Source organism: Oerskovia turbata (genome assembly GCF_000718325.1).
Taxonomy (GTDB): Bacteria; Actinomycetota; Actinomycetes; order Actinomycetales; family Cellulomonadaceae; genus Oerskovia; species Oerskovia turbata.
The window spans coordinates 1-23527 of record NZ_JOFV01000009.1 but is presented as its reverse complement, the minus strand read 5'-3'; the positions used below and the strand labels follow the sequence as shown (position 1 = coordinate 23527).

The window sequence follows — 23527 nt, the reverse complement described above, 5'->3', positions numbered from 1 at the left end:
CTCACGCACCCAGAACGTGTCAGAACGAGCGTGACCTCGAGGCCACGCTCGTTCTGACACTCGGGAGAGGAGCGCTCAGAGCAGGATCGGAGACAGGATCCAGAACATGAGCGCGGCCACGAGCGCTGCGGCGGGGATCGTCAGGACCCACGCGACGGCGATGTTCTTCGCGACTCCCCAGCGCACCGCCGACAGTCGCTTGGTCGCACCGACGCCCATGATCGCGGACGTGATGGTGTGCGTCGTGGAGACCGGTGCGTGCAGCGCGAACGCGTTGACGTAGAGGACGATCGCGGACACGGACTCGGCGACGAAGCCGCGCGCCGGGTCGAGCTCGATGATCTTGCGCCCCAGGGTCCGCATGATGCGCCAGCCGCCGGAGTAGGTTCCGGCGGAGATCGCGGCGGCCGCGGCGAGCTTGACCCACAGCGGGATGCCCTCGTCGGGGCTGGCCCAGCCCACGGTGAGCAGCGCCATGAAGATGACGCCCATGGTCTTCTGCGCGTCCTGCAGGCCGTGGCCCAGGGCCATGGCGGCCGCGGACACGGTCTGGGCGAGGCGGAAGCGGCGCGTGGTCTTGGACGGCGCGGCGCGACGGAAGGCCCAGAGCAGGCCGACCATCGCGAGGAACGCGAGGCCGAAGCCCACGAGCGGCGAGAAGATCATCGGCAGGACGACCTTGTCGACGATCGCCTGACCGTAGATCATGAGCCCGCCCGCGAGGCCGGCGCCCACGAGGCCGCCGATCAGCGCGTGCGTCGAGGACGAGGGCAACCCGAACCACCACGTGATGAGGTTCCACACGATGGCCCCGACCAGGGCGCACAGCACCACGATGAGCGCCTCGTGCGGGTCCACCCCGTTGAGGTCGACGATCGAGGTCGCGATGGTCTCGGCGACCTCGGTCCCGAGGAGTGCGCCCGCGAAGTTCATGACCGCGGCCATGATGAGCGCGGCGCGCGGTGTGAGGGCCCTCGTCGAGACGGATGTGGCGATCGCGTTGGCCGCGTCGTGGAATCCGTTCGTGTAGTCGAAGCTCAGCGCGAGCGCGACGACGAGGACGACCAGAGCGAATTCCACGGGGCTCAGGACTCCTTGAGCGCGATGGTCTCGACCATGTTCGCGACCTTCTCGAACGCGTCGGCGGCCTGCTCGAGGATCTCGATGACCTCCTTGAGCTTGATGAGGAGGATCGGGTCGGAGACGTTGTCGAAGAGCTCGGCGAGGAGCTTGCGGTGGATCTTGTCGGCCTGGTTCTCGAGGCGGTTGACCTCGACCCAGTACTCGGCGAGGTCGTTGAGCGAGCGCAGGCGCGGCATCGCCTCGGCGGTCAGCTCGGCGGCGCGCTGCAGGACCTGGACCTGCTCGCCGACGCGGGCGGGCAGCTCCTCGATCTTGTACAGGACGATGAGGTCCGCGGCCTCTTCCATGTAGTCCATGCAGTCGTCGAGCGCGGACGCCAGCCCGTAGATGTCGTCGCGGTCGAACGGCGTGACGAAGGTCTGGTTGAGGCGTCGCATGATCGTGTGCGTCGCGTCGTCGGCCAGGTGCTCGGTCTCCGCGAGCTTCTTGGCGAGCTCCTTGCGGGTCGGGCGGTCTGCGCCGAGCAGCTCGGCCAGGAGGTTCGCCCCGGTGACCAGGTGCTGAGCGGAGTCGGCGAGGAGGTCGAAGAACGAGGTATCGCGCGGGGTGAGGCGCAAGCGCACGGGAGGCTCCGAAAGGGCTGGACGCTGGTGGGTTTTCACAGGCAGGTGACGACCGCTCGGAGCGATCGTCACCCGGATGTCACAGGTGTTCTGTTGGAAGGTGACGCTGTGGTGAGTCGCGCCGGAGGGCGCGCTAACGCATCTCTAACGCTCGTCAAATGTAGCCGAACTGTCGCCTGAACGTTCAATCGCTCTCGGCGACCGGCGGGAGCGTCCGAGGGCCTCCGAGAGGGCACGCCGGACGGCGCTCACGTCGTGGTGGGGGGCGACGCCGGGCCGGGAGCGCCTGTCGGCGCGAAGGCCGCTCGAAGCGGCTGATGTTGGAGCCCGGGGCTACCGCGACCCGACGTCGTGAACCATCGTACGCCCGCGCCCCGGAGGCTTCGAACCCGCAGGCCGCAGGGCCCTTCGAGCCGTTTGACGAGCTCCCGCGGGGCACGGCGCACAGGGAACGCACAGCGGCCCGACGGCGCCGCGTCAGTCGAGCCTGTCAGCCCGCCACAGCGCGGCGGAGTGCTCGAGCTCCTCGGCGGTGCGCAGGAGCGACGAGGCGCCGCGTGTCATGCGCAGCGCGGAGTCCGGGTCCGCGGCCTCGCGCGCGTCAGCGTCGAACGCGGCGCCCGTGGCGAGGATGCGGCAGAACGCGGCGGCCCGTTCGAGGGCTACGGAGAGGTCGCCGGCGAACACTCCGGAGAGCACGGCGTCGGCGAGCTCGCGCACGTCCTCGGGTCCGGGCGGGCTCACGACGCCGGCGACGACCTCCTGGACGGGGGCGGCATCGACGCCGAGGCGGTAGCGCAGCGTCACGGTCTGCGGGTCGCGGCGCACCCACTCGCGCAGGACGTACAGGCGCCAGAGCGCACCGGGCAGGGTCGCGGGGGCCGAGTCGGCCCAGAGGCCGGACACGACGTCGAGGCCTTCGGTCTCGACGAGGCGGATGAGGCGGTCGACGACCTCGGGGTCCTCGGCGGCGCGCGCGCCGTGCACGATCGCGGCGGCGGTCGTGTGGGCGATCTGGTCGCGCAGTGCGGGGTCGAGGTCGCCGGGGAGCTCGTCGGCCTCGCGCGGGTCGAGCATCGCGGGGCGGCGCGGGCGGTGACTGGGGGCCGGTTGTTCGCTCACGTCTCGATCGTACGCACGGTGCTCGGCGACGGGACGCCCGAGAACATGTTCGCCGCAACTATTGCCCTCAGCAACCATCTGCTCTATGGTTGCTTGCAGCAACTAAGGAGATCTCTCGCGTGCCCCTCTCCCCCAGCCCCTCCCTCGACGCCCCCGTCACCACCGTCAGCCCCGCCGTCGAACCGGTGCCCGCCCCCTCGACGCCCACGAGCGCCCCCCACGACCAGGTCCTCGACCTCCCCGTCAAGGAGCTCACGATCGCCCTCGAGGAGCTCAACCGCGCCCAGCGCGAGGTCTCGGCCCGCCTGTCGCGCGAGCTCGACTTCCCCCGGGCCTCGCTCGGGGCGCTGCGTCTCCTGCAGCGCTGCGGCCCGCTCCAGGTCACCGAGCTCGCGCACCACCTCAAGGTCGACCTGTCGGTCGCGAGCCGGCAGGTCACGCACCTCGTCGACGCGGGACTGGTCGAGCGGACGGCATGCGACGACGACCGGCGCGCCCGCAGCGTGACCCTCACACCCGAGGGGCGCACGAAGGTCGACGAGACCTTCCACCTCCTCCTCAGCCGCACCGCCGAGACGTTCGCCGGCTGGACCGCCGACGACCTGCTCGCGTCGATCCACCAGCTCGGACGCCTCACCGAGGCGCTCTCGCGCGCCTGACCGCACCGGCTCGATACCGGCTCGGCGCCGGCTCGGCGCCGGCTCCGTCCCTGCGCCCCTGAGCCACCCCAGGGCGACCCGCGCGCCCGGCCCGGCCTCCGCCGTCGGGCACCAGCACGACCTCTCGACGACACCGCACGACCTAAGAAATGTGAGTCCCGTATGAGCGCTACCACCACCATGACCCGCAGAGAGGTGCTGGAATCACTGTCCGGCATCCTCCTCGGGATGTTCGTCTCGATCCTCGCGACCTCCGTGGTCTCGAGCTCGCTGCCCAAGATCATCAACGACCTGAACGGGTCGCAGTCGTCGTTCACCTGGGTCGTCACCGCGACCCTCCTGACGACCACCATCTCCACGCCCATCTGGGGCAAGCTCGCCGACCTGACGAACCGCAAGGTCCTCATCCAGCTCGCGCTGATCATCTCCGTGGTCGCTGCCGCCCTCGCGGGCCTGTCGCAGAACGTCGGCACCCTCATCGCGTTCCGCGCCCTCCAGGGCGTCGGCGCCGGTGGGCTCATGGCGCTCGCCATGGTCCTCATCTCCGACATCATCTCCCCGCGCGAGCGCGGCAAGTACATGGGCCTCATGGGCGCGATCATGGCCGTGAGCCAGATCGGCGGCCCCCTCCTCGGCGGCGTCCTGACCGACACCGTGAGCTGGCGCCTCAACTTCTTCGTGGGCCTGCCGTTCGCGATCGCCGCGATCGTCGTCCTCCAGCGCACGCTGCACCTGCCGCCCATCCCCCGCCGCGTCGTGAAGATCGACTACTGGGGAGCGCTGCTCATCAGCGTCGGCGTGTCGACCCTGCTGCTGTGGGTCACGTTCGCGGGCAACACCTTCGAGTGGGTCTCGTGGCAGAGCGCCGTCATGGTGATCGGGTCGCTGCTCGCCCTGGTCGCGGCCGTCCTCGTCGAGAAGAGCGCGGTCGAGCCCATCATCCCGCTGCACCTGTTCAAGAACCGCACGTTCGTCCTCGCGGTCCTCGCGAGCGTCGCGGTCGGCGTCGCGATGTTCGGCACCGCGGTCTTCCTCAGCCAGTACATGCAGGTCGCGCGCGGCAAGACGGCGACCGAGTCGGGTCTGCTGACCATCCCGATGATCGTCGGGACGTTCGTCGCGTCGACCCTGATCGGGCAGCTCATCACGCGCACCGGCCGCTACAAGGCGTTCATGGTCACAGGTGGCGTGCTGCTCGTCGGGTCGCTCTTCGCGCTCTCGACGATCGACTACCACACGAGCTTCGTGCTCATCAGCATCTACCTGTTCTTCCTCGGTGCGAGCATGGGCATGCTCATGCAGAACCTCGTGCTCGCGGTCCAGAACACCCTCGACGTGTCCGAGATGGGCGCCGGCACCTCGACCGTCGCGTTCTTCCGCACGCTCGGCGGCGCGATCGGCGTCTCCGTCCTCGGTGCTGTCCTCGCGAGCAAGGTCACGAGCTCCATCCAGGCGGGCCTCGCCACGATGGGCGTGCCGAGCGACGGGACCGGCGGCACCGTGCCGGACGTCTCGACGCTCCCCGCCCCGATGCGCGACCTCGTCGAGCGCTCGTACGGCGAGGGCATCGCGGAGATCTTCCTCGTGGCCGTGCCCCTCGCGGTCATCGGCCTGATCTGCGTGATGTTCCTCAAGGAGGTCCCGCTCGGCACCAAGTCCGGTCTCGACGAGCGCCTCGAGCGTGAGCTCGCCGCCGGTCTGCCCGACCTGACCGACGAGATCGAGCAGGAGCACGAGGGCGACGTCGCCGCCGCCGAAGGCTCGGTCCTCGCGGGGGCGGGCGCGCCGTCGGGCGGCTCGTCGTCGCAGGGCACCGAGAGGGCAGGTGACGGCCCCGCTCGCGGGGGCAGCGCCTCGCGCTGACCTCCTCTCGCAGGGCCTCCCCCGGGGCCGTCGTGGATGCGTGTTCCACGGCGGCCCCGCCGCACGCCATGATGGGGCGTGTGATCCTGCCCTCGCCGACCGACCAGCCGGAGCCGACTGTGTCCTCAACGCCCACCACGCCCACCGCCGACGACTCGCCGCTCTACGCGCTCGAACGCGAGCTGCGCGTCCTCACGCGCCGGGCGGGCTCGTCCGCGAACGCGATGGCGAAGCGCATCCACCCCGACCTCGACGCGAGCGCGTACCCGCTCCTCGCCCACATCTGGGCCAACCCGGGCGTGCGCGGGTCGGACCTCGCGCAGCAGTTCGGGGTCGGCCGCGCGACCATCTCGCGGCAGCTCGCCCGGCTCGAGTCGGTCGGGATGGTGGACCGCGAGGTCGACCCCGACGACTCCCGCGGCCAGATCATCACGCTCACCAGCGCCGGGGAGACGCTGCTGCGGACCACGCACGAGCGTCGCGTCGACTCCATCTCCCAGGCGCTGAGCGACTGGTCGCCCGACGACGTCGCGGCCCTCGCCGACCTGCTCCACCGGTACTCGGAGGACGTCGTGCGGTGGCAGGCGTCGCGCTGACATGACGTCGGAGTACGCGCCGGGTCGCGTGACGTCGCCCCGGCCTGCCCGACGGCGCAGCCGCCCTCGCGTCCTGGCCGTCCTCGCGGCCGTGGTCACCCTGGGCATCGTGGTGACGACGCAGGTCCCCGACCCTGTCGGTGACGTGGTCGGGGACCTGCTGTACGCCGTCGCGGTCTACGTGGCGCTCGTGCTCGTGGCTCCTCGGCTGCGACCGTGGGTCGCGGGAACCGTGGTGCTCGCGTGGTGCTGGCTCGTGGAGTTCCTGCAGGCGACGCCCGTCGTGGCGGCCGTGCTGGACGTGGTGCCCGCGGCCGCGTGGGTGCTCGGGAGCACGTTCAACGCGCGTGACCTGGTGCTGTACCTGGTGGGCGTGCTGCTCGCGGCGGGCCTCGACGTGCTCGTAGGCGTCACCACCTCGCACGTGTCAGAACGAGCGTGACCTCGAGGTCACGCTCGTTCTGACACAGGTCCTGGTGCAGCTCAGGCGCCGGCGTCCTCGAACGTCAGGCTCAGGCTGTTCATGCAGAACCGGTCGCCCGTCGGGGTCTGCGGCGCGTCGTCGAACACATGGCCCAGGTGCGAGCCGCAGTTCGCGCACCGCACCTCGGTACGGACCATGCCGTGGCTCCGGTCCTGGATCAGCTCGACCGCGTCCGACTCCTTGGGCGCGTAGAAGCTCGGCCACCCGCAGTGCGAGTCGAACTTGGTGTCCGAGCGGAACAGCTCGTGCCCGCAGGCCCGGCACCGGTAGACGCCCTCACGCTTCTCGTCGAGCAGCTCGCCGGTCCAGGGACGCTCGGTGCCGGCCTGCCGGAGCACCGCGTACTCGTCAGGCGCCAGCTCCTCGCGCCACTGGGCGTCGGGCTTGGCCACCGGATACACCTTCTGCGAGAACAGGCTTCCGGTCGTGTCGTGGGTCTCGTTGGTCATGCTCCACCTCCGACAGCGACAACCGTGGCGGGTGTCGGGGTGTTCCCGTCACTCTCCCGCCGACGGTGACGCTCCTGCCCGCCGACGGTGACGCTGCGGACCGCCGACGGTGACGCTCCCGGTCACCGAGGGTGACGGCACGCTTCGGCCCGAACGCAGAGGACCCCGGTGGTGATCCGAAGATCACCACCGGGGTCCCGAAGCGTGTCGTCACCCTCGGCGGGTGGGTACGTCACCCTCGGCGGGTGGGTACGTCACCCTCGGCGGGTGGGTACGTCACCCTCGGCGACAGAGCGCGTCACCCTCGGCGGGCAACCGTCCGTCAGTACGACGACGACGAGTACACCGTCGCCGAGCCGCCACCGCGCTGCGCGCGACCACGGCCGCCGCGACGACGAGCCTGCGCACCAGCGCCGCCCTCGCCACCCTGCGCCGACTGGCCGCGACCACCCTGGGCGCGCTGCGCCGTCGGGCCTGCGGACTTGGCCGGGGCCGACGTGCGGGCCGCACGCGACCCACCGTTGCGCGACGGCGTGCCACGACGCGCCTGCGTCTGCGGCGGCGTGATGTCCGCAGGGCGCACGTACTCGGCGACGTCACCGACGAGCGCCGTGATGGCCGCGTCCCCCGGGGCGACGGGCTGGGGCTGCGCCGTGATCTTCGCCTTACGGGTCAGGTCCTTCACGTCGCTCCGCTGCTCGGGAAGCATGACCGTCACGACGACGCCCTCGGAACCGGCGCGAGCCGTACGGCCCGAGCGGTGCAGGTACGCCTTGTGCTCGGCCGGCGGGTCGACGTGGACGACCAGCTCGATCTCGTCGACGTGGATGCCGCGCGCCGCGATGTCGGTCGCGACGAGCACACGGACGGACCCGTTCGAGAACGCCTCGAGGTTGCGCTCGCGCGCCCCCTGACCGAGGTTGCCGTGCAGGTCCACCGACGGGATGCCCTGCGCCGTGAGCTGCTTCGCGAGCTTCTTCGCCTGGTGCTTGGTGCGCGTGAACAGGACACGACGGCCCGTGCCCGACGCGAGCTGCTGCACGACGTCCTTCTTCGCGTCCGCGTCACGGACCGCGAAGATGTGGTGCGTCATGTTGGAGACGGGCGACTCGGCAGAGTCGACCGAGTGGCTCACCGGGTTGCTCAGGTACCGCTTGACGAGCTGGTCCACGCCGTTGTCGAGCGTCGCAGAGAACAGCAGGCGCTGGCCGCGCGTCGGGGTCTTGTCCATGATGCGCTTGACGCCGGGCAGGAAGCCCAGGTCGGCCATGTGGTCGGCCTCGTCGAGGACCGTGATCTCGATGCCGTCGAGCGACAGGACACGCTGGTTGAGGAGGTCCTCGAGGCGGCCCGGGCAGGCGATGACGATGTCGACACCTGCGTTGAGCGCGCTGACCTGGCGGCTCTGCGCGACACCACCGAAGATGGTCGTCGTGTTCAGGCCCAGGGCCTTCGCGAGCGGCTCCATCGTGGCGTTGATCTGGTTGGCGAGCTCACGCGTCGGGCACAGGACCAGGGCGCGGGGGCGACGGGCGGCGCGGCGCGTGTCCGACTGGGACAGGCGCGTCACGACCGGCAGCGAGAACGCGAGGGTCTTGCCCGAGCCCGTGCGGCCACGGCCCAGGACGTCGCGGCCCTTGAGCGTGTCCGGCAGCGAGGCCACCTGGATGGGGAACGGCGACTCGATGCCCTGGCTGGAGAGCTCACGGATCACCGTGGTCGGGATCGCGAAGTCGGCGAACGTCAGGCCCTCGGGCACGACGGTCGGGACGGACGAACGCACCGGGGCGGGACGCTGCTCGTGCTGCTCACGGGGAGCGTGCTGCTCACGGTTGCCACCAGCGGGCCGCCCCTGGCCGGCGCCGCGGCCGTCGCGCGAGTCGCGCTCACGGACCGGGCGACCGTCACGGGTCACCTTGGCGGGACGGGAGTCACGCTCGTCGCGCGAGTCCCGGGCCGGGCGGGCCCGGTCGTCGCGGGCCGGGCGGTTGGTGTCGCGGGACTGCTGCCCCTGCGACGAGGTGGTGCGGGGGGCTGCGGCGTTCGGGCGCACGGCAGCACGAAGGGAGTTGTTCAAGGGTTTGCCTCTCGGGCGTAGGGTCGGGGTTCGCCGCAAGAAATCCAGGGAACTCCACGACGCTGGGCGCGCAGAGATGCGCAGCCACGGTCCCCACTCTCTCACGACTGGGGCGCGCGTGCGTCGATCGTGATCGACGTCTCCACGTCCCACACCGATCCCACACCTCCGACGACGGCTCGCCCGGACCTCTCACCGTCCGCACCTGCGGGCGTGGTGGAATGTCGCCCGTGGACTTCATGAGCTCCGTGGGCGACGTCATCGGTCAGATCTGGTCGGCGGCCACGACCCCCGTGCCCGCGCCGGCCTCGGCGGTCGTGCTGTCGATGTCGCTCGTCGCGCTGATCGTCGTGGTGTTCACACCCGTGTGGCGGGTCGCTCGGCACGTCGTGACGATCGCGCACGAGGGCGCGCACGCCATCGCGGCCCTGCTCACCGGGCGACGCCTGACGGGCATCCGCCTGCACTCCGACACGTCGGGCCTCACGGTCTCCTACGGCAAGCCGCGCGGCGTCGGCATGGTCCTCACGGCCTTCATGGGGTACGTCGGCCCAGGTCTCGTGGGGCTCGGGGCGGCCGCGCTGCTGCGGGCGGGCTACGCCGTCGGGCTCCTGTGGCTCCTGGTGCTGCTGCTGACCCTGATGCTCCTGCAGATCCGCAACTGGTTCGGCCTGTGGTCGGTGCTGGTGAGCGGAGTGGCGCTCGTCGTCGTGTCGTGGGCCGCGACGCCGCCCGTGCAGGGCGCCGTCGCGTACGCCGTGACGTGGTTCCTGCTGCTGGGCGCGATCAGGCCCGTCCTGGAGCTGCAGGTCTCCCGCAGCCGCGGCAAGGCCCGCCAGTCCGACGCCGACATGCTCGCGCGGCTCACCGGCATCCCCGGGCTCGTGTGGGTCGGGGTGTTCCTGCTCGTGACCGTCGGCGCGGCCGTCCTGGGCGGGTACTGGATCGTGTCGCCGGCGGCGGCGTGAGGCGCGCTGGTCCCCCTGTCAGAGTGAGCGTGAGCCCGGGGTCACGCTCACTCTGACAACCTCGTCAGCGCGCACGACGACGGGCCGCCCGCTGTGCGCGGACGGCCCGTCGGGTGATCGGGTGCGTGGCCCTGGCCGGGCCGGGAACCTTCCGAGGAGGAGGGGAGGTCGGCTCCCGGGACGGGCGGGCCGCGCAGCCGGTCGAGTCGTGGTGCGGGCTGTCAGGCCCCGCAGGTGGTGCCGGGCTGCTCAGGCCTGCGGCGTGAGGACGAACCCGGGGCCCTCGGTCGCACGAGGGTCGGTGTCCAGCGTGAGGTTCGCGAGCGCGACAGAGGTGGTCGGCTCGACGAAGACTCGTGCGTCGCCGCTCTCGACCACCGTGTCGTCGGGCTGCGGGCTCGGCACGAGTGCCAGCTCGAAGTCGCCGGACTGCGGTGCCGACTCGGCGATCCGGAGGCCGCCACCGTCGGGCACTCCGGCCCGCGTGGTGAGGTCCTGGACTGCATCGCGGGCGTTGTCGGTCAGGGTGAGCATGGGAGCTCCTCTCGGTTGCCTGGGGACGCACGGGCAGTCTTGCGACGAACCCTCGGCGTGCGCCTTTCGGTTGCCTCCAACCAAACAAGGATCGGGCCCGATCGCAAGGTCGGGAGCCGATTCACGGCGTGTCTCTCACCCAGTGGGATCGAGCGCGACAAGCCCCCGCGGACCGCGTTAGGGTCCGCGCCTGCGGGGGCGACGTGGCGCCGCCCGCTGAGTGCGGAGTAGTTGTCGTGAAGCGACGCGTTGCACGACAACTACTCCGCACTCAGCGCCAGCTGAGGCCGGTGGGAGCATGGCTCCGTGACCGCGCTTCGCTCACCGGACCACCGGGCCGTCGACGACGCCGCCCAGCCGAGCCGCGACGTCCGGGCGCCATCCGGCCCGACGGCGCCGCTCGCCACCGTGGGCACGTCGCCGTGGGCAGGGGCTCGGCGCGTAGACTCTGCGCGGGCCTTGGTGCCGCCTCGGACGAGGCGCGCGCACGGCGCCCGGGCCTCTAGCTCAATGGCAGAGCTGCGGACTTTTAATCCGTAGGTTGTGGGTTCGAGTCCCACGGGGCCCACCGTCTCGCCCTCACCGCACCGGCCGCTTCCCCTCGAAGAACCTGTCGAGGTCTGCCCGCTGCAGCGCGCCTGCGGCCCCGCCTGCGGTGAGTTCTGCGACGAGCCGCCGTGACAGGTCGCGCAGGGGTTCGTTGTTGACGCTCGAGTGGTGGCACATGAGGCCGAACGCCTCCTCGGCGGGCAGCCCGTAGATCGCCATGACGGCGCCCTTGGCCTGCTCGATCGTGGAGCGGCTCGCGGAGGACGCCCGGATCGCGGCGGTGGCCTCGCGCTGGGCGAGCTCGCGCTGCGTCGTCGTGAGGTCGATGAAGTAGCCCGAGACGTGCGTGGCTTCGCTTGTGCGACGGTCGAGCCGTGCGCGCCCGACGACGCCGAGCGTCCGCGTCCGTCCTTGTGCGTCGACGATGCGGTGGACGGAGCTGAAGGGTTCACCGGTGGTGACGGCGGTGAGCGGGGCGTCCTCGACGCGTTCGCGGTCCTCGGGGTGCTTGTGCGCGACCATGAGCGCGGTCGTGGGCATGATCTCGCCGGGCCGGAAGCCGTGCATGGCGTACAGCTCGTCGGACCACCACCAGCTCTGGTCGGCCAGGTCGAGGATGAACTGGCCGACGATCTGCGGTGCACCGCCCAGCAGGGCCTCGGCGAGCTCGGGGTCGAATCTGCGCGACGGGTTGTGCGAAGTGGTCAAGTAGGCCCCCAGGGCATGGGAAAGGAGCGGGCCTACTTCCAGACTCCTCGGTGATCCTAGCCCGGATCCGCGGCCTCACCAGCGAGGACGGCCCGACGGCGCAGCGCCCGTCGGGCGGGCGCGAACGTGCGCAGCGCACCGGTCGGGGAACGACGAAGCCCCCGCCGGCCGGGGCCGATCAGGGGCTTCGTGAACGTTAGGTGGTGGCGCGATGCAGGGGGTACTTCGCGCCACCGAGGAAGACATTACCCCCTACGAGCGGGGGTTGACGAACCGCGTTCGGATGGCGGGCGATCGGACGCACTCCTTCCGATCTCAGCCCCCCTCTCTGCGTGCTGCGACTCGTCGTGGCGTCGTCGATCTCGGCTGCGAGGAGCACATGGCCCGGGTTCCGGCCGACGCCAGGCCAGGCGCTGGCCGCTCTCCGCACGGGACCGTGCGTGAATGACGACTGACTCGCACGTCCCATGCATAGAGGGGGTGACGTCCCACTCAGTGAGCACCGTCCGGATTCCCAGGAACGACACCTAGGGTTTCGCACATGGCCCGCCTCTGTGTGGCATAAAACACCACGTACCAGGAGGTTCTTCGAATTGCGGGCAGCGGCCTCCTACGTGCAGAGTGGGACAATGGTATGGGTTACGGTAGGGCTGGTTCTCGTGGTGCTCGGCGTGTCCCTCGCCGTGCGCGCCGCGTGGGTCGTGCGCGCCGGTGAGCAGCGCGGGCACTCCAGCAGCGGGGGCCACGGCATGGGCATCGCCCTCGGCGTCGGCATCGCCTTCTGGGGTGCTGTGATCACCACGATCGCGCTCATCGTCAACAACTGACCCCCGAGCCAGCTGACCACCACCTGCTCACACCTGCCAGGATCGAACGTATGAAGCGATCCTTCGACGACCTCGTCTCCGAAGCAGCCTCCGTCTCCGTCGACGGCTGGGACTTCTCCTGGCTCGACGGCCGCGCGACCGAGCAACGTCCGTCCTGGGGCTACGCCCGCTCGATGAGCGAGCGTATGGCCACCGCGAGCGCGGCCCTCGACCTCCAGACGGGCGGCGGCGAGGTCCTCGCCTCGGTCCCTCGGTTCCCCCGACTGACCGTCGCGACCGAAGGCTGGCCCCCGAACGTCGCCAGGGCCACGAGGCTCCTGCACCCGCTCGGCGTCGCGGTCGTCGCCGACGCGGACGAGCCGCCCCTGCCGTTCGCTGACGAGTCGTTCGACCTCGTCGTGAGCCGCCACCCCGTGACGCCGTGGTGGTCCGAGATCGCGCGCGTCCTCACCCCGGGCGGAACGTACTTCGCGCAGCACGTCGGCCCGTACAGCGTGTTCGAGCTCGTCGAGTTCTTCCTGGGCCCGCAGCCCGAGGAGGTCCGCAACGGCCGCCACCCCGACGACGACCGTGCCGCGGCCGAGGCGGCCGGGCTCGAGGTCGTCGACCTACGGTTCGAGGAGCTGCGCACCGAGTTCTTCGACGTCGGCGCGGTGGTCTACTTCCTGCGGAAGGTCGTGTGGATGGTCCCGGGGTTCACGGTCGAGGAGTACCGCCCGCACCTCGCCGCGCTGCACGAGCAGATCGAGGCCGAGGGACCGTTCGTCGCGACGACGACGCGCTTCCTGGTCGACGCGCGCAAGCCGGGCTGACCGCCCGGACGGGAGGGGCGCCGTCGGGCACGCCCCGCGGGTGGAGAGGTGTCGCCCTTGACACCCCGGCCACCGGCGTCAGCGGCGTCCCGGTCGGACAGGTCTCAGCTGCCGAGGCCCCGCGTCAGGTCCCCGAGGGCCGCGAGCGCCCGACGCTTGCGGTCCGCGGGGTCGATCGTCCGTTCGTCGCCGGGGTTGGCACGGCGCACGGGCTTGCCTGCGCTGTCGCCGGACTCGACGGTGCGGGGCATGCCGGGTGCGCCGGCCGCCCGCGTGGACCGGGAGCGCCGGTGCGGGGTGCTCGGGGCGAGGAAGTAGGGGCGTTGGGTGCTCATGGGCTCTCCTCGGGTCGTCACCGCCCCGCTGCCGGGGCCGTGGTGTCGATCCTGAGGCACCGTCGTTTCGTCCGTGTTGCGAGCGCAGGACATCGAGGTGTCGTCCGTACGACGCCCCGGCCGACCACGGGCCAGTAGCCTCCTCGCATGACGACGCACGAGCGCGAGATCACGTCCTCGGTCGACCTGTGCCTGCCCGACGGCCGGCTGAACCCGGACGCGGTCGGGTGGACGCGCACCCCGCTGCACCGCGCGAACCTGCGCGGGTGGGGGCGGACCAAGCGCTGGGAGTACTGGGGCGTGATCACGCCGACCCATGTGGTCGGGATCGTCGCGTCCTCGATCGACTACGCGGGCGTCCACGGTCTGTACGTCCTGGACCGGGCGACGGGCGAGGAGACGGTGACCGACGTCGTCGTGCCCCTGGCCCGGGGCGTGGTCATGCCGGGGCGCAGCGGCACCGGCCGCGTCGAGGCGCGCGCGAAGGAGCTCGCGATCGTGATCGAGCAGCGCCCCGAGGCCACCCGCCTCCGGGTGGCGTCGCACGAGGTGAGCCTCGACCTGACCGTCCCCCTCCCGCCGGGGCACGAGTCGCTCGGGGTCGTCGTGCCGTGGAGCGACCGGTTGTTCCAGTACACGGTCAAGGACGTGGCCCGCCCGGTCCACGGCTCGCTCACGGTGCGCGGCGCACGGCACGACGTCAACGCCGACGACTCGTTCGCGGTGCTCGACCACGGGCGCGGCCGGTGGCCCTACGCCATGACGTGGAACTGGGCCGCGGGCAGCGGGCACGGCCGCGGCATCCAGCTCGGCGGCGGGTGGACGGACGGCACGGGCTCCACGGAGAACGCCCTCCTGGTGGACGGGCGGCTCCACAAGATCGGCGCGACGCTCGACTGGACGTACGACCGCACCGACTGGCTCGCACCGTGGCGCGTCTCCGGGGACGGGGTCGAGGCGCTGTTCACGCCCTTCCACGAGCGGGTGGCACGCACCGAGCTGCTCGTCGTGGGCAGCGAGACGCATCAGTGCTTCGGCACGTGGTCGGGCCGTGCGCGCACGGACGAGGGAGTGTGGGTCGACCTGGACGGGCTGGTCGGCTGGGCCGAGGAGGCCCGGCAGCGCTGGTAGCCGCAGGCCCGACGGCGCCGCTCACCTCGGACGTGGACAGCACCTTCGCGACGCTCGCCCCGGTGCCAGACTGCCGCCATGGCGACCGTCCACGACGAGATCACTCCCCGGCTCTCCCGCTTCGTGCTGTCCCAGCCCGTGTTCTTCGTGGGCACGGCACCGCTCGCGGGGGACGGGCACGTCAACGTCTCCCCCAAGGGCATGGGCGGCACGTTCGTGGTGCTCGACCCGCACCGGGTCGCGTACCTCGACTACACGGGCTCGGGCGCCGAGGTCGCTGCGCACCTGCAGGAGAACGGGCGCATCGTGGTCATGTTCTGCGCGTTCGAGGGACCGCCGAACATCGTGCGCTTCCACGGCCGTGGCCGGTACGTCCTCGCCCGCACCCCCGAGTTCGACGCGCTGCGCCCGCTGTTCGCCAAGGAGCGCGAGTCGGGGCAGCGCGGCATCGTCGTGGTCGAGGTGGACCGGGTCTCGGACTCGTGCGGGTTCTCGGTGCCGCTCATGGACTTCGTGGCGGACCGTGACGTCCTGGACCGCGCGCACGACCGGCGGGAGCCCGAGTACTTCGACGCGTACTGGCAGAAGAAGAACGCGACGAGCATCGACGGGCTGCCCGGGGTGGACATCTCCCCGCTCTCCTGATCAGCCGAGCGTCGCGTCGAGGTACGCCCGCCCGTGCGGCGAGATGCGGTAGCCGACGGGCAGGCTCTCGGTGAGGCCGAGCCCTTTGAGCCCCCGGACCGAGTCTTGAAGGAGTCGCGCTCGACGCCGATCGAGGTCGCGAGGTCGCGTGCCACGACCTCGGGCCGGGCGACGATCAGGTCGACGGGGACCCCGTCCACCTCCGCGACCCGGTCGATCGACGTGACCTCCACGACGCCGACCCGCGTCCTCGTGCGGCCGCCCGCGCGCAGGGGCGCGCCGGGTCGCCAGTCCCCCCTCAGGAGGCACCGCGGACCGCGGCGACCGGCCGCGTCCCGCGGGGGATCACGACCCGCGCGCTGACTCCCCCGCCGGGGCGAGGCGTCAGGCTCAGGCTCCCGCCGTGCAGCTCGACGACGCGGGAGACGATCGCGAGCCCCAGCCCGTTGCTGCTGCGGTCGGTCCCCACGTCGTCGCGGGTCCTCGCGACGGCACCGACCTGGCGGGCGAACGGCTCCAGGGCGATCCGGAGGTCGTCGTCGGTCAGGACGCGGCCGCTGTTCTCGACGGTCAGGACGACGAGTCCCGCGTCGACCAGGGTGATGCGGGCCCACCCGTCCTGGGGCAGGTTGTGCCGGACCGCGTTGCGCAGCAGGTTGTCGACCACGCGAGCGAGGAGGGTCTCGTCGCCCGGGACGACGGCGGGTGAGACGTCCACCTCGACGCGCACGCCCCGCTCGGTGGCCTCGCGCGCGACGTCGTCGACGGCGTCCTCGACGACGACGTCGAGGTCGAACGGCGCTCGCACGATCGGTGACCTGTCGAGGGCCGCGAGCTGCAGGAGGGCCGCGACGAGGTCCGTGGCGCGCCGGTTGGTGACGTCGAGGCGTTCGAGCAGGCGCGGGAGGTCGACGGCGTCGGGGTCCTCGCGCGCGACGTCGAGCATGGTCTGGGTGACCGCGAGGGGTGTCCGCAGCTCGTGCGACGCGTTGGCCGCGAACCGCTGCTGCGCGGCGAAGGACCGTTCGAGCCGTTCGAGCATGGTGTCGAACGTGTCGGCCAGGTCCGTGAACTCGTCCCGCCCGCGCCTGCTGTGCCGGGCCGAGATGCGGTGCGACAGGTCGCCCGACGCCGCGGCCTGCGCAGCGGTGTTGAGGTCCGCGAGGGGACGCAGCACCCGTCCGGCCACGAGCCACCCACCCACTGTCCCGACGACGGCGAGCACACCCATCGCCACGGCGCAGGCCCGGACCAGCGAGTCGAGGATCTGGCCCCGCGACGCGATGACGAGATGAGCGTCCGACGGGTTCGCCGCCGTGAGCGGGTAGTTCGGCACGAAGCGCATGACGGCGTAGACGATGACGGACATCGCGAGCCCCGCGGCGAGCAGGAAGGCCACGTAGCTCAGCGTCAGGCGGAGCCGGGCGGTCTGGCGCACGACCCTCACGAGACCTCGCCGCTCGGCACCCCGACGCGGTAGCCCACGCCCGGCACCGTGTGCACGACCCACGGGTCGCCCAGGCGCTTGCGGAGCGTCGAGACGGTCACCCGGACGGCGTTCGTGAACGGGTCGGCGTTCGCGTCCCACGCACGTTCGAGCAGGTCCTCGGCGCTCACCACGCCGCCGTCGGCCGCCAGCAGGACCTCCAGCACCGCGAACTGCTTGCGGCTCAGGCGCACGTGCTCGCCGTCCCGGAACACCTCCCGGCGGAACGGGTCGAGCCGCACACCGGCGGCCTCCAGCACGGGTGGGAGCGGGGCCGGGCGCCGCCCCAGGGCGCGGACGCGCAGGATCAGCTCGGGCAGCAGGAAGGGCTTGGTCAGGTAGTCGTCGGCGCCGATCCCGAAGCCTCGGGTCTTGTCGTCGAGCGTGCCCGCCGCGGTGAGCATGAGGACCCGGGTCGGCAGGCCGCGCGCGACGATCGACCGGCAGACGTCGTCGCCGTGCACCCCGGGCAGGTCACGGTCGAGCACCACGACGTCGTACGCGGTGTGGCCGAGCATCTCGAGGGCCACCTCCCCGTCGAGCGCGACGTCGGCGGCCACGGCCTCGCGCCGCAGCCCGGTCTGCACGGCCTCGGCCAGGAACGGCTCGTCCTCGACGACCAGCACCCGCATCGATCCTCCACCCGCTCGTCAGACCGGCCCCTCCGACGGCGGGCCCGCCCCGCCAGTCTAGGAAGGGGGGTGTGTCGAAAACGTCTGCGAAAAGTGAGACGCCGGGACAACATGCCGACGGGTGCAGTGGTGGTCATGGACACACGCACCCCACCGCCCTCGTTCGCCCCGGTGCCCGCCTCCGCGCCGGCGCCGGACGGCCCGCCCCGACCTCACCGCCCGAGCGCCCGCAGGCGTCGCACCGCCGTCCTCGCCACGGCCGTCACGGTCCTCGCGGTGGTGGCGCTCGCATGGGCCGTCCTGCCCGACGCCGACCGCGGCCTGCGCACGCTCGTCGCCGACACGCTCGGCACCGAGGACGCGGGCACCGGGGACGCGGGCACCGGCGGCGGGGCCGGTGCAGCGGACGCCGAGCCCGGGGCGGGCGTCACGCCGGACCTCCCCGCCGACGACGACCCGCGTCAGGAGGACGACATGATCGACCCGTTCGACGACCAGCACCCCGCGATCGCGGGGCTCGACGACGACCTGCGCGCGGCGCTCCAGTCCGCGGCACGCGACGCGCAGGCGGCGGGCGTCGACTTCTGGGTCACGTCCGGGTGGCGCAGCACCAACTATCAGCAGAGCCTCCTCGACCGTGCGGTCGACAGGTACGGCTCGCTCGCCGAGGCCCGCAGGTTCGTCAGCACCCCCGAGACGTCCGAGCACGTGCAGGGACGGGCGGTCGACATCGGGCCGACCGACGGCGCGGACTGGACGATCCGCAAGGGCGCGCGCTACGGGCTGTGCCAGACGTACGCCAACGAGATGTGGCACTTCGAGCTGGCCACGACGCCGGGCGGCACCTGCCCGCAGCCGCTGCCGGACGCCGCAGGCTGAGCCGTCGTCAGCCCAGCCGCAGCTCGGCGTTGACCGCCCGCACCAGGTCGGCCGGGAGCTTGGCGACCTCCCGGTCGTAGGTCAGCAGCCCGTTGGTCTCGTCCTCGACGTCCGAGAGCTGGGTGTAGACCGTCGCGGCCAGGCCGCGCGCGATCGCGGGCACGACCTGCTCGCGGTGCAGCGCCTCGAACGCGGCGCCGAGCGCGCCCGAGTCGGCGTACGTCGCGTACCCGAAGTCCTTCTCCCCGGCGACGTGCCCCTCGACGCGCAGGTTGTAGCCGCCGTACTCGGAGAGCACGAGCGCCCGCCGGTCACGTCGTGGCGGCACGCGGAACTGCTTGAAGTACACGTGCAGGCTCCGCAGGTTCCCCGCGCCCTGGTCGTGCCAGCCGCTCGCGTGGTCCACCGACCGCGTGGGGTCGAGGGCCTTGACGCGGGCCGCCACCTTGGCGGCGTCGAACTGTCCCCAGGCCTCGTTGAACGGCACCCACACCGCGAGGCTCACGACGTCGCGCAGGTGCTCGACGGTCGCGTCGACCTCGCGGAGGAACTCCTCGCGCCCCTCGGCGTCGCCCCGGCCGAACAGGGCGTGGAACCGGTCGCTCAGGCGCAACGGCAGGAGCACGGGCGCCTTGACGACCGCGGGACGGTACGGGCCGCCCCCGTTGACCATGTCCTGCCAGACGAGCATCCCGAGCCGGTCGCAGTGGTGGTACCAGCGCAGGGGCTCGATCTTGATGTGCTTGCGCAGCATCGTGAACCCGAGGTCCTTCATGGTCGCGATGTCGTGGACCAAGGCTTCGTCCGACGGCGCGGTGAGCAGGCCGTCCGACCAGTATCCCTGGTCCAGGACCCCGGCGTGGAAGTACGGTTCGCCGTTGAGCAGCAGGCGCGGCACCCCCTGGGCGTCGGGGCCGACGCCGAACGACCGGAGCCCGGCGTAGCTGCGCACCTCGTCGTCGCCGAGGGTCACCGTCACGTCGTACAGGTGCGGGTCCGCGGGCGTCCACAGGTGCGGGTCGGGCACGGGGACGCGGGCGACCACGCCCACGGGCGCGTCGACCTGCGCGACGAGCGTGGCGCCGTCGTGCACCTCGATGCGCGCCACGGGCGCGTCCTGCCCGACGCCGCCGCCCGCTCCCCCGGGCGTCTCGCCCGCGTGGACGGTCACGTCGAGGCGTCCGCCCGGGAGGTCGGGCACGAGCGTGAGCCGTGCGACGTGCAGGGCGGGCACGGCCTCGACCCACACGGTCTGCCAGATGCCCGACTGCGCCGTGTACCAGATGCCGCCCCGCCCGAGGTTCTGCTTGCCGCGCGCGTGGAAGCTGGTGTCGCTGACGTCGGTGACCTCGACGAGGAGCTCGTGCGCCTCACCCGGCGCGCCGGCGAGGGCGTCCGTGACGTCGCACGCGAACGGCAGGTAGCCGCCGGTGTGACGCCCCACCTCGACGCCGTCGACCAGGACGCGGCACGACTGGTCGACCGCGCCGAAGTGCAGCAGGACGCGGCCGCCGCGCGGGACGAAGCGCTCGGGGAGCGCCAGGTCGCGGCGGTACCAGAGCGCTTCATCCGGCTGGAGCTGGCGCCCCACCCCGGACAGCGGCGACTCGGGCGAGAACGGCACGACGATCTCGCCGTCGAACACCTCGGGCGGGGTGCCGCCCAGCGAGCCCACCGGACCGGGACCCTGCGCCATGACGGCGTACTCCCAGACCCCGTTGAGATTGAGGTAGCTGTCGCGGGCGAGCTGCGGGCGCGGGTACTCGGGCAGCGGCGCGTCACGGTCGAGCGTGGCGGTCCAGCGCGTCGGCAGGCTGGGCAGGGTCGCGCTCACCCCGTCACCCCCTGCCACGGGTCGCGTCCAGCACGGGTCGGCGCGCGACCGTCAGCACATGCGTGTCGGGCCACTCGACCGACTCGCCCGTCGCGGCGTCCGTCAGCGTCGCCACGGGCGCGAACGAGTGCTCGACGAGCCACTCGTTGCGCCACGCGCCGCTCCCGGGCCCCAGCTCGAAGCCCGCACCCGCCAGCAGGTCTGCCCACGCGTCGCCGTCCAGGTCACAGAACCGCTCGTGGCACTCGGACAGCCAGTTGTCGGCGTAGTCCTTGGTCGTGAGGAACTCCATGGCGTCGCGCAGCGTGAGCCGGAACGTCCCGGGCTCGACCTCCTCGACCGCGAACGACGCACCGGACAGCCGCGGGAAGTCGACCGCGAACTGGCGCATCCTGGAGGCCGTCGACAACCCCCGGACGTGCGCGGCGACGTCGGGCCGCGCCCACTCGTCGAGGTCCCTCACCACGCCGGGGCGCGCGCCGTCGTCGTCCCGGAGGGTCATGTGCACCAGGCGGTCGCCGTCCGCGGGACCGCACACGTCGCTGTTGATCCACACCCCGCCCGGGCGGGTGTGGACGAACGTGCGCTGCGCGAACCGTTCGACGTCGAGGACGCCCTCGCCGTACGACGAGATCTCGTGCGTGAGCGCGATCGTGACGGTCGTGTCGACGCTGCGCTCGGGCATGACCTCACCGCGCAGGATGTTGGCCTGCACGAACCACACGTTCGGGTTCGCGAACACGCCCTGCGTCTTCTTGTGCTCGGCCTCGGCCACGAGGTGGCGCGCGACGTCGACGCCGAACAGGTCCGACTCGTGCAGGCGCGGCTCGGCCGCAACGAGCTCCAGGAGACCACCCGTCGCGCACCCGATGTCGACGATCCGCCCGGGGAGCACGTACGGGCGCACCTGCTCCCACTTGCGGCGCGAGGCGTCCTCGAACGCCGCGGCGTACGTCCGGTAGTCGCGCGTCGCGGTCAGGTCGCCGTCGCCCGAGACGACGGGATCGGCGAAGACCTGGGCGATCTGCGCCTCGAGCCCGTAGCGCCGGAAGAAGCCCGGCACGGCAGGGTGTGCGACGTCGGTCCACGTCGGGTCCCCCGCAGCCAGGCGCCCGACGGCGTCCCACGGGCGGGCGGGCCCCTCGCCCTGGGCGTCGGTCGCGTCGAGCTCGACGCCCACGACCCGGTACCCGAGCTCCTGGTAGGCCGCGATGACCTCCGGGGTCGAGCAGGCCACGACCGTGTCGTGCGGGTCGAGCGTCACGGCGTGGCCGGTCGCCGTCGCGACCGTGGTCGCGACGAGGTGCGCGAACCGCGGGTGCGGCGCCACGTCCGGGACCGGGACCACGAGGCTCGGCAGGTGCTCGACCGCGGTCACGTGCTCGATCAGCGCCTCACGCCGGTGTCCCGGGACCGGGTTGCGGCGCGTGCCCGCGTGATTCGCGGACGTCACGGCCCACACCACCACAGCGTCCGGGGAGCAGCGGACCGGGACGCCGTCGAGGTCGCTCACCAGCCCGGCGCGCAGCGCCCGCAGGTAGTCGACCTGGAAACGGGTCACGAGGTGGTGGCGTCCCGGGAAGAGGACATGACGGACGAGCGGGGTCGAAGGCACCCGCGTACCTTCGCGCGCCGACGGGGTCGGTCGCAAACGGAGAGCCTCCCCTCGTCACCGTCGGCGTTCCGTGCCATCGTGGAAGAGGCGCCGACGACGCCACCCCCCTGTGGATCTGCCGTGGACAAGGAGCACCCGATGGTCTCGACGACGAACGCATTCAGCAGCTTCTCGGTGAACGACCTGGACGCCGCGCGGGCGTTCTACGCCGACGTCGTGGGCATCGAGGTCGACCAGACCCCCATGGGTCTGGACCTGCGGCTCGGGTCGGGCGGGCACGTGTTCCTCTACCCCAAGAAGAACCACGTCGCGGCGTCGTTCACGGTCCTCAACTTCGGGGTCGACGACGTCGAGGCGGCGGTCGACGAGCTCGCAGCGAAGGGCGTCGAGTTCGAGCGCTACGTCGGGTTCGACCAGGACGACAAAGGCATCGCGCGTGGCCCTGAGGGCCCGGCGATCGCCTGGTTCAAGGACCCGGCGCGCAACGTCCTCGCGATCCTGAGCAACCCGTGAGCACCGCGGTCTCGTCGCACGAGCACCTCCTGGCGGCGCACGGCGACGCGATCGGGGCGTTCGACCACCTGGTCCGGCGGGTCCAGGACGACCAGTGGGACCTGCCCACGCCCGACGACGGGTGGAGCGTCCACGACCTCGTCAACCACCTCGTCTCCGAGCAGCTCTGGGCGCCCGAGCTCCTCGCGGGCCGGACGGTCGCCGACGTCGGCCCGGTCTTCGACGGCGACGTCCTGGGCGACGACCCGATCGACGCGTGGATCGACGCGTCGACCCAGTCGCGCGAGGCGTTCCTCGCGCCCGGCGCCCTGGACCGCGTGGTCCACCTGTCGTACGGCGACGCCCCGGCGACCGAGTACGCGCACCAGATGACGTTCGACCTCACGGTCCACGCGTGGGACCTCGCGCAGGGCATCGGCGTCGACGCGGACCTGGGCCCGCAGCTCGTGTCGTTCGTCCTGGGCTACGCCCGGCGCCGCAAGGGCATGTTCGCGGCGAGCCGCCTGTTCGCGGGCCCGCTCCCCGTGCCCGACGACGCGCCCGACCTCACGAGGCTCCTCGCCCTGGCGGGCCGTCAGGCCTGAGCGTCGGTGGCGGCCCGGGTGCTGGTGGCTGCCTGGGTGCTGGTGGCGGCCTCGGTCTGGCGGCGGGCGATGCGGATCATGTCCTCGCGGGGCACGACCTTGATGCGCTCGCGCCCGTGCGGCTCGCCGAGGGTGCGTTCGTGGGCGTCCAGGACCTCCCAGTCGGCCCACTGGACCACGTCCACCCCACGCTCGGCCAGGAACTCGACGACGCTCTCCGGCTCGGGATGGGCGGCCGTGCGGGACTCGGCGAGGTCCTCGACGAGGTGGCGGACGGTCTCGGACGCGTCGGACTTGGTGTGCCCGATCAACCCGACCGGGCCACGCTTGATCCACCCTGTGGCATACACTCCCGGGACCTGCTCACCATCGATGTCGATCACCCGACCCTCACGGTTGGGAATCACACCCTTGAGATCGTCGAACGGGATCTCCGGCAACGGCGACCCGAAGTACCCCACCGCCCGATACACCGCCTGCACCGGCCACTCGAAGAACTCCCCCGTCCCACTGACCGTC

Annotated in this window: 24 protein-coding genes, 1 tRNA gene and 1 pseudogene; 13 read left to right on the top strand and 13 right to left on the bottom strand. The window is 72.0% G+C overall.

Annotated elements, in window-relative coordinates:
* Positions 1-75: 75 nt before the first annotated feature.
* From IE95_RS0111310 to IE95_RS0111300, 3 genes are all read right to left on the bottom strand, one after another.
* Positions 76-1080 carry an inorganic phosphate transporter gene (locus IE95_RS0111310; RefSeq protein ID WP_030151735.1) on the bottom strand — a complete coding sequence of 335 codons (1005 nt, stop codon included), beginning with the start codon at positions 1078-1080 and terminating at the stop codon, positions 76-78.
* A gap of 5 nt (positions 1081-1085) precedes the next feature.
* On the bottom strand, positions 1086-1706 hold the full coding sequence (locus IE95_RS0111305) for a DUF47 domain-containing protein (RefSeq protein ID WP_030151734.1): 621 nt from the start codon (positions 1704-1706) through the stop codon (positions 1086-1088).
* Positions 1707-2183: 477 nt separating this feature from the next.
* Positions 2184-2783 (bottom strand): hypothetical protein, encoded by a 600-nt coding sequence (locus IE95_RS0111300; RefSeq protein WP_030151733.1) that lies wholly within the window; start codon positions 2781-2783, stop codon positions 2184-2186.
* Positions 2784-2947: 164 nt separating this feature from the next.
* Here IE95_RS0111300 and IE95_RS19635 point away from each other — a divergent pair, with 164 nt between their 5' ends.
* The 4 genes from IE95_RS19635 to IE95_RS19630 all read left to right on the top strand — a co-directional run bounded on the left by IE95_RS19635 (position 2948) and on the right by IE95_RS19630 (position 6388).
* Positions 2948-3487: a MarR family winged helix-turn-helix transcriptional regulator gene (locus IE95_RS19635; RefSeq protein WP_164984120.1), complete on the top strand. Its 540-nt coding sequence runs from the start codon at positions 2948-2950 to the stop codon at positions 3485-3487.
* Between the two features lie 162 nt (positions 3488-3649).
* The gene (locus IE95_RS0111290) at positions 3650-5350 is read left to right on the top strand and encodes an MDR family MFS transporter (protein ID WP_240666243.1); all 1701 of its coding nucleotides are present in this window, start codon (positions 3650-3652) and stop codon (positions 5348-5350) included.
* 119 nt (positions 5351-5469) lie between these two features.
* Entirely contained in the window at positions 5470-5946 is a 477-nt protein-coding gene (locus IE95_RS0111285) for a MarR family winged helix-turn-helix transcriptional regulator (RefSeq protein ID WP_030151730.1), read from the top strand.
* A 1-nt stretch (position 5947) separates the two neighbouring features.
* Entirely contained in the window at positions 5948-6388 is a 441-nt protein-coding gene (locus tag IE95_RS19630; RefSeq protein ID WP_051703023.1) for a DUF2809 domain-containing protein, read from the top strand.
* Positions 6389-6429: 41 nt separating this feature from the next.
* On the opposite strand, the gene msrB is transcribed toward IE95_RS19630, so the two are convergent.
* Positions 6430-6879, bottom strand: coding sequence for a peptide-methionine (R)-S-oxide reductase MsrB (msrB, locus tag IE95_RS0111275; protein ID WP_051703022.1), 450 nt, complete (start codon positions 6877-6879; stop codon positions 6430-6432).
* Between the two features lie 322 nt (positions 6880-7201).
* Positions 7202-8626, bottom strand: coding sequence for a DEAD/DEAH box helicase (locus IE95_RS0111270; protein ID WP_051703046.1), 1425 nt, complete (start codon positions 8624-8626; stop codon positions 7202-7204).
* Between the two features lie 551 nt (positions 8627-9177).
* Between IE95_RS0111270 and IE95_RS0111265 the strand changes: the two genes are divergently transcribed.
* A complete protein-coding gene (locus IE95_RS0111265; RefSeq protein WP_030151726.1) occupies positions 9178-9924 on the top strand; it encodes a M50 family metallopeptidase in 747 nt (248 codons plus the stop codon).
* A gap of 249 nt (positions 9925-10173) precedes the next feature.
* On the opposite strand, the gene IE95_RS0111260 is transcribed toward IE95_RS0111265, so the two are convergent.
* Positions 10174-10458 carry an iron-sulfur cluster biosynthesis family protein gene (locus IE95_RS0111260; RefSeq protein ID WP_030151725.1) on the bottom strand — a complete coding sequence of 95 codons (285 nt, stop codon included), beginning with the start codon at positions 10456-10458 and terminating at the stop codon, positions 10174-10176.
* A gap of 496 nt (positions 10459-10954) precedes the next feature.
* Between IE95_RS0111260 and IE95_RS0111255 the strand changes: the two genes are divergently transcribed.
* Positions 10955-11026, top strand: a tRNA-Lys gene (locus IE95_RS0111255).
* Positions 11027-11037: 11 nt separating this feature from the next.
* On the opposite strand, the gene IE95_RS18935 is transcribed toward IE95_RS0111255, so the two are convergent.
* Positions 11038-11715, bottom strand: a complete 678-nt coding sequence (locus IE95_RS18935) for a PAS and ANTAR domain-containing protein (RefSeq protein WP_051703021.1) — start codon at positions 11713-11715, stop codon at positions 11038-11040.
* 629 nt (positions 11716-12344) lie between these two features.
* Here IE95_RS18935 and IE95_RS20425 point away from each other — a divergent pair.
* Complete coding sequence (locus IE95_RS20425) at positions 12345-12542, top strand: hypothetical protein (protein WP_129429562.1); 198 nt, start codon at positions 12345-12347, stop codon at positions 12540-12542.
* A 50-nt stretch (positions 12543-12592) separates the two neighbouring features.
* Positions 12593-13354, top strand: coding sequence for a class I SAM-dependent methyltransferase (locus IE95_RS0111235; RefSeq protein ID WP_030151723.1), 762 nt, complete (start codon positions 12593-12595; stop codon positions 13352-13354).
* A 104-nt stretch (positions 13355-13458) separates the two neighbouring features.
* Here the strand turns inward: IE95_RS0111235 and IE95_RS0111230 are convergent, their stop codons facing one another.
* Entirely contained in the window at positions 13459-13689 is a 231-nt protein-coding gene (locus tag IE95_RS0111230; protein WP_030151722.1) for a hypothetical protein, read from the bottom strand.
* A gap of 147 nt (positions 13690-13836) precedes the next feature.
* Here IE95_RS0111230 and IE95_RS0111225 point away from each other — a divergent pair, with 147 nt between their 5' ends.
* Together IE95_RS0111225 and IE95_RS0111220 are read left to right on the top strand one after the other, a co-directional pair.
* Positions 13837-14820: a DUF2804 domain-containing protein gene (locus IE95_RS0111225; RefSeq protein ID WP_030151721.1), complete on the top strand. Its 984-nt coding sequence runs from the start codon at positions 13837-13839 to the stop codon at positions 14818-14820.
* Positions 14821-14898: 78 nt separating this feature from the next.
* The gene (locus tag IE95_RS0111220) at positions 14899-15465 is read left to right on the top strand and encodes a pyridoxamine 5'-phosphate oxidase family protein (protein WP_030151720.1); all 567 of its coding nucleotides are present in this window, start codon (positions 14899-14901) and stop codon (positions 15463-15465) included.
* Positions 15466-15763: 298 nt separating this feature from the next.
* Here the strand turns inward: IE95_RS0111220 and IE95_RS0111215 are convergent, their stop codons facing one another.
* Entirely contained in the window at positions 15764-16903 is a 1140-nt protein-coding gene (locus IE95_RS0111215) for a sensor histidine kinase (RefSeq protein WP_206053300.1), read from the bottom strand.
* A gap of 5 nt (positions 16904-16908) precedes the next feature.
* A complete protein-coding gene (locus IE95_RS0111210; protein ID WP_030151718.1) occupies positions 16909-17583 on the bottom strand; it encodes a response regulator transcription factor in 675 nt (224 codons plus the stop codon).
* 135 nt (positions 17584-17718) lie between these two features.
* Here IE95_RS0111210 and IE95_RS21085 point away from each other — a divergent pair, with 135 nt between their 5' ends.
* Complete coding sequence (locus IE95_RS21085; RefSeq protein ID WP_084690178.1) at positions 17719-18462, top strand: M15 family metallopeptidase; 744 nt, start codon at positions 17719-17721, stop codon at positions 18460-18462.
* 7 nt (positions 18463-18469) lie between these two features.
* Here the strand turns inward: IE95_RS21085 and IE95_RS0111200 are convergent, their stop codons facing one another.
* Together IE95_RS0111200 and IE95_RS0111195 are read right to left on the bottom strand one after the other, a co-directional pair.
* The gene (locus IE95_RS0111200) at positions 18470-20296 is read right to left on the bottom strand and encodes a glycoside hydrolase family 2 protein (RefSeq protein ID WP_240666242.1); all 1827 of its coding nucleotides are present in this window, start codon (positions 20294-20296) and stop codon (positions 18470-18472) included.
* Positions 20297-20300: 4 nt separating this feature from the next.
* Positions 20301-21911 carry a methyltransferase domain-containing protein gene (locus IE95_RS0111195; RefSeq protein WP_030151715.1) on the bottom strand — a complete coding sequence of 537 codons (1611 nt, stop codon included), beginning with the start codon at positions 21909-21911 and terminating at the stop codon, positions 20301-20303.
* A 138-nt stretch (positions 21912-22049) separates the two neighbouring features.
* On the opposite strand from IE95_RS0111195, the gene IE95_RS0111190 reads away from it, so the two are divergent.
* Together IE95_RS0111190 and IE95_RS0111185 are read left to right on the top strand one after the other, a co-directional pair.
* Positions 22050-22424, top strand: a complete 375-nt coding sequence (locus IE95_RS0111190) for a VOC family protein (RefSeq protein WP_030151714.1) — start codon at positions 22050-22052, stop codon at positions 22422-22424.
* Entirely contained in the window at positions 22421-23008 is a 588-nt protein-coding gene (locus tag IE95_RS0111185; RefSeq protein WP_030151713.1) for a TIGR03086 family metal-binding protein, read from the top strand. Before IE95_RS0111190 ends, IE95_RS0111185 begins: the two co-directional genes overlap by 4 nt.
* On the opposite strand, the pseudogene IE95_RS20670 reads toward IE95_RS0111185, so the two are convergent.
* Positions 22999-23527, bottom strand: a pseudogene (locus tag IE95_RS20670) (hypothetical protein); the annotation flags it as partial. The gene IE95_RS0111185 and the pseudogene IE95_RS20670 overlap by 10 nt on opposite strands.

Bases quoted from the DNA above. Each gene is read 5' to 3' on its own strand.
- IE95_RS0111290 (WP_240666243.1), top strand. From the start codon at position 3,650: ATGAGCGCTACCACCACCATGACCCGCAGAGAGGTGCTGGAATCACTG.
- IE95_RS0111265 (WP_030151726.1), top strand. From the start codon at position 9,178: ATGTCGCCCGTGGACTTCATGAGCTCCGTGGGCGACGTCATCGGTCAG.
- IE95_RS19630 (WP_051703023.1), top strand. From the start codon at position 5,948: ATGACGTCGGAGTACGCGCCGGGTCGCGTGACGTCGCCCCGGCCTGCC.
- IE95_RS0111235 (WP_030151723.1), top strand. From the start codon at position 12,593: ATGAAGCGATCCTTCGACGACCTCGTCTCCGAAGCAGCCTCCGTCTCC.
- IE95_RS0111220 (WP_030151720.1), top strand. From the start codon at position 14,899: ATGGCGACCGTCCACGACGAGATCACTCCCCGGCTCTCCCGCTTCGTG.
- IE95_RS21085 (WP_084690178.1), top strand. From the start codon at position 17,719: ATGGACACACGCACCCCACCGCCCTCGTTCGCCCCGGTGCCCGCCTCC.
- IE95_RS20425 (WP_129429562.1), top strand. From the start codon at position 12,345: ATGGTATGGGTTACGGTAGGGCTGGTTCTCGTGGTGCTCGGCGTGTCC.
- IE95_RS0111210 (WP_030151718.1), bottom strand. From the start codon at position 17,583: ATGCGGGTGCTGGTCGTCGAGGACGAGCCGTTCCTGGCCGAGGCCGTG.
- IE95_RS0111300 (WP_030151733.1), bottom strand. From the start codon at position 2,783: ATGCTCGACCCGCGCGAGGCCGACGAGCTCCCCGGCGACCTCGACCCC.
- IE95_RS0111190 (WP_030151714.1), top strand. From the start codon at position 22,050: ATGGTCTCGACGACGAACGCATTCAGCAGCTTCTCGGTGAACGACCTG.
- IE95_RS0111260 (WP_030151725.1), bottom strand. From the start codon at position 10,458: ATGCTCACCCTGACCGACAACGCCCGCGATGCAGTCCAGGACCTCACC.
- IE95_RS0111225 (WP_030151721.1), top strand. From the start codon at position 13,837: ATGACGACGCACGAGCGCGAGATCACGTCCTCGGTCGACCTGTGCCTG.
- IE95_RS0111230 (WP_030151722.1), bottom strand. From the start codon at position 13,689: ATGAGCACCCAACGCCCCTACTTCCTCGCCCCGAGCACCCCGCACCGG.
- msrB (WP_051703022.1), bottom strand. From the start codon at position 6,879: ATGACCAACGAGACCCACGACACGACCGGAAGCCTGTTCTCGCAGAAG.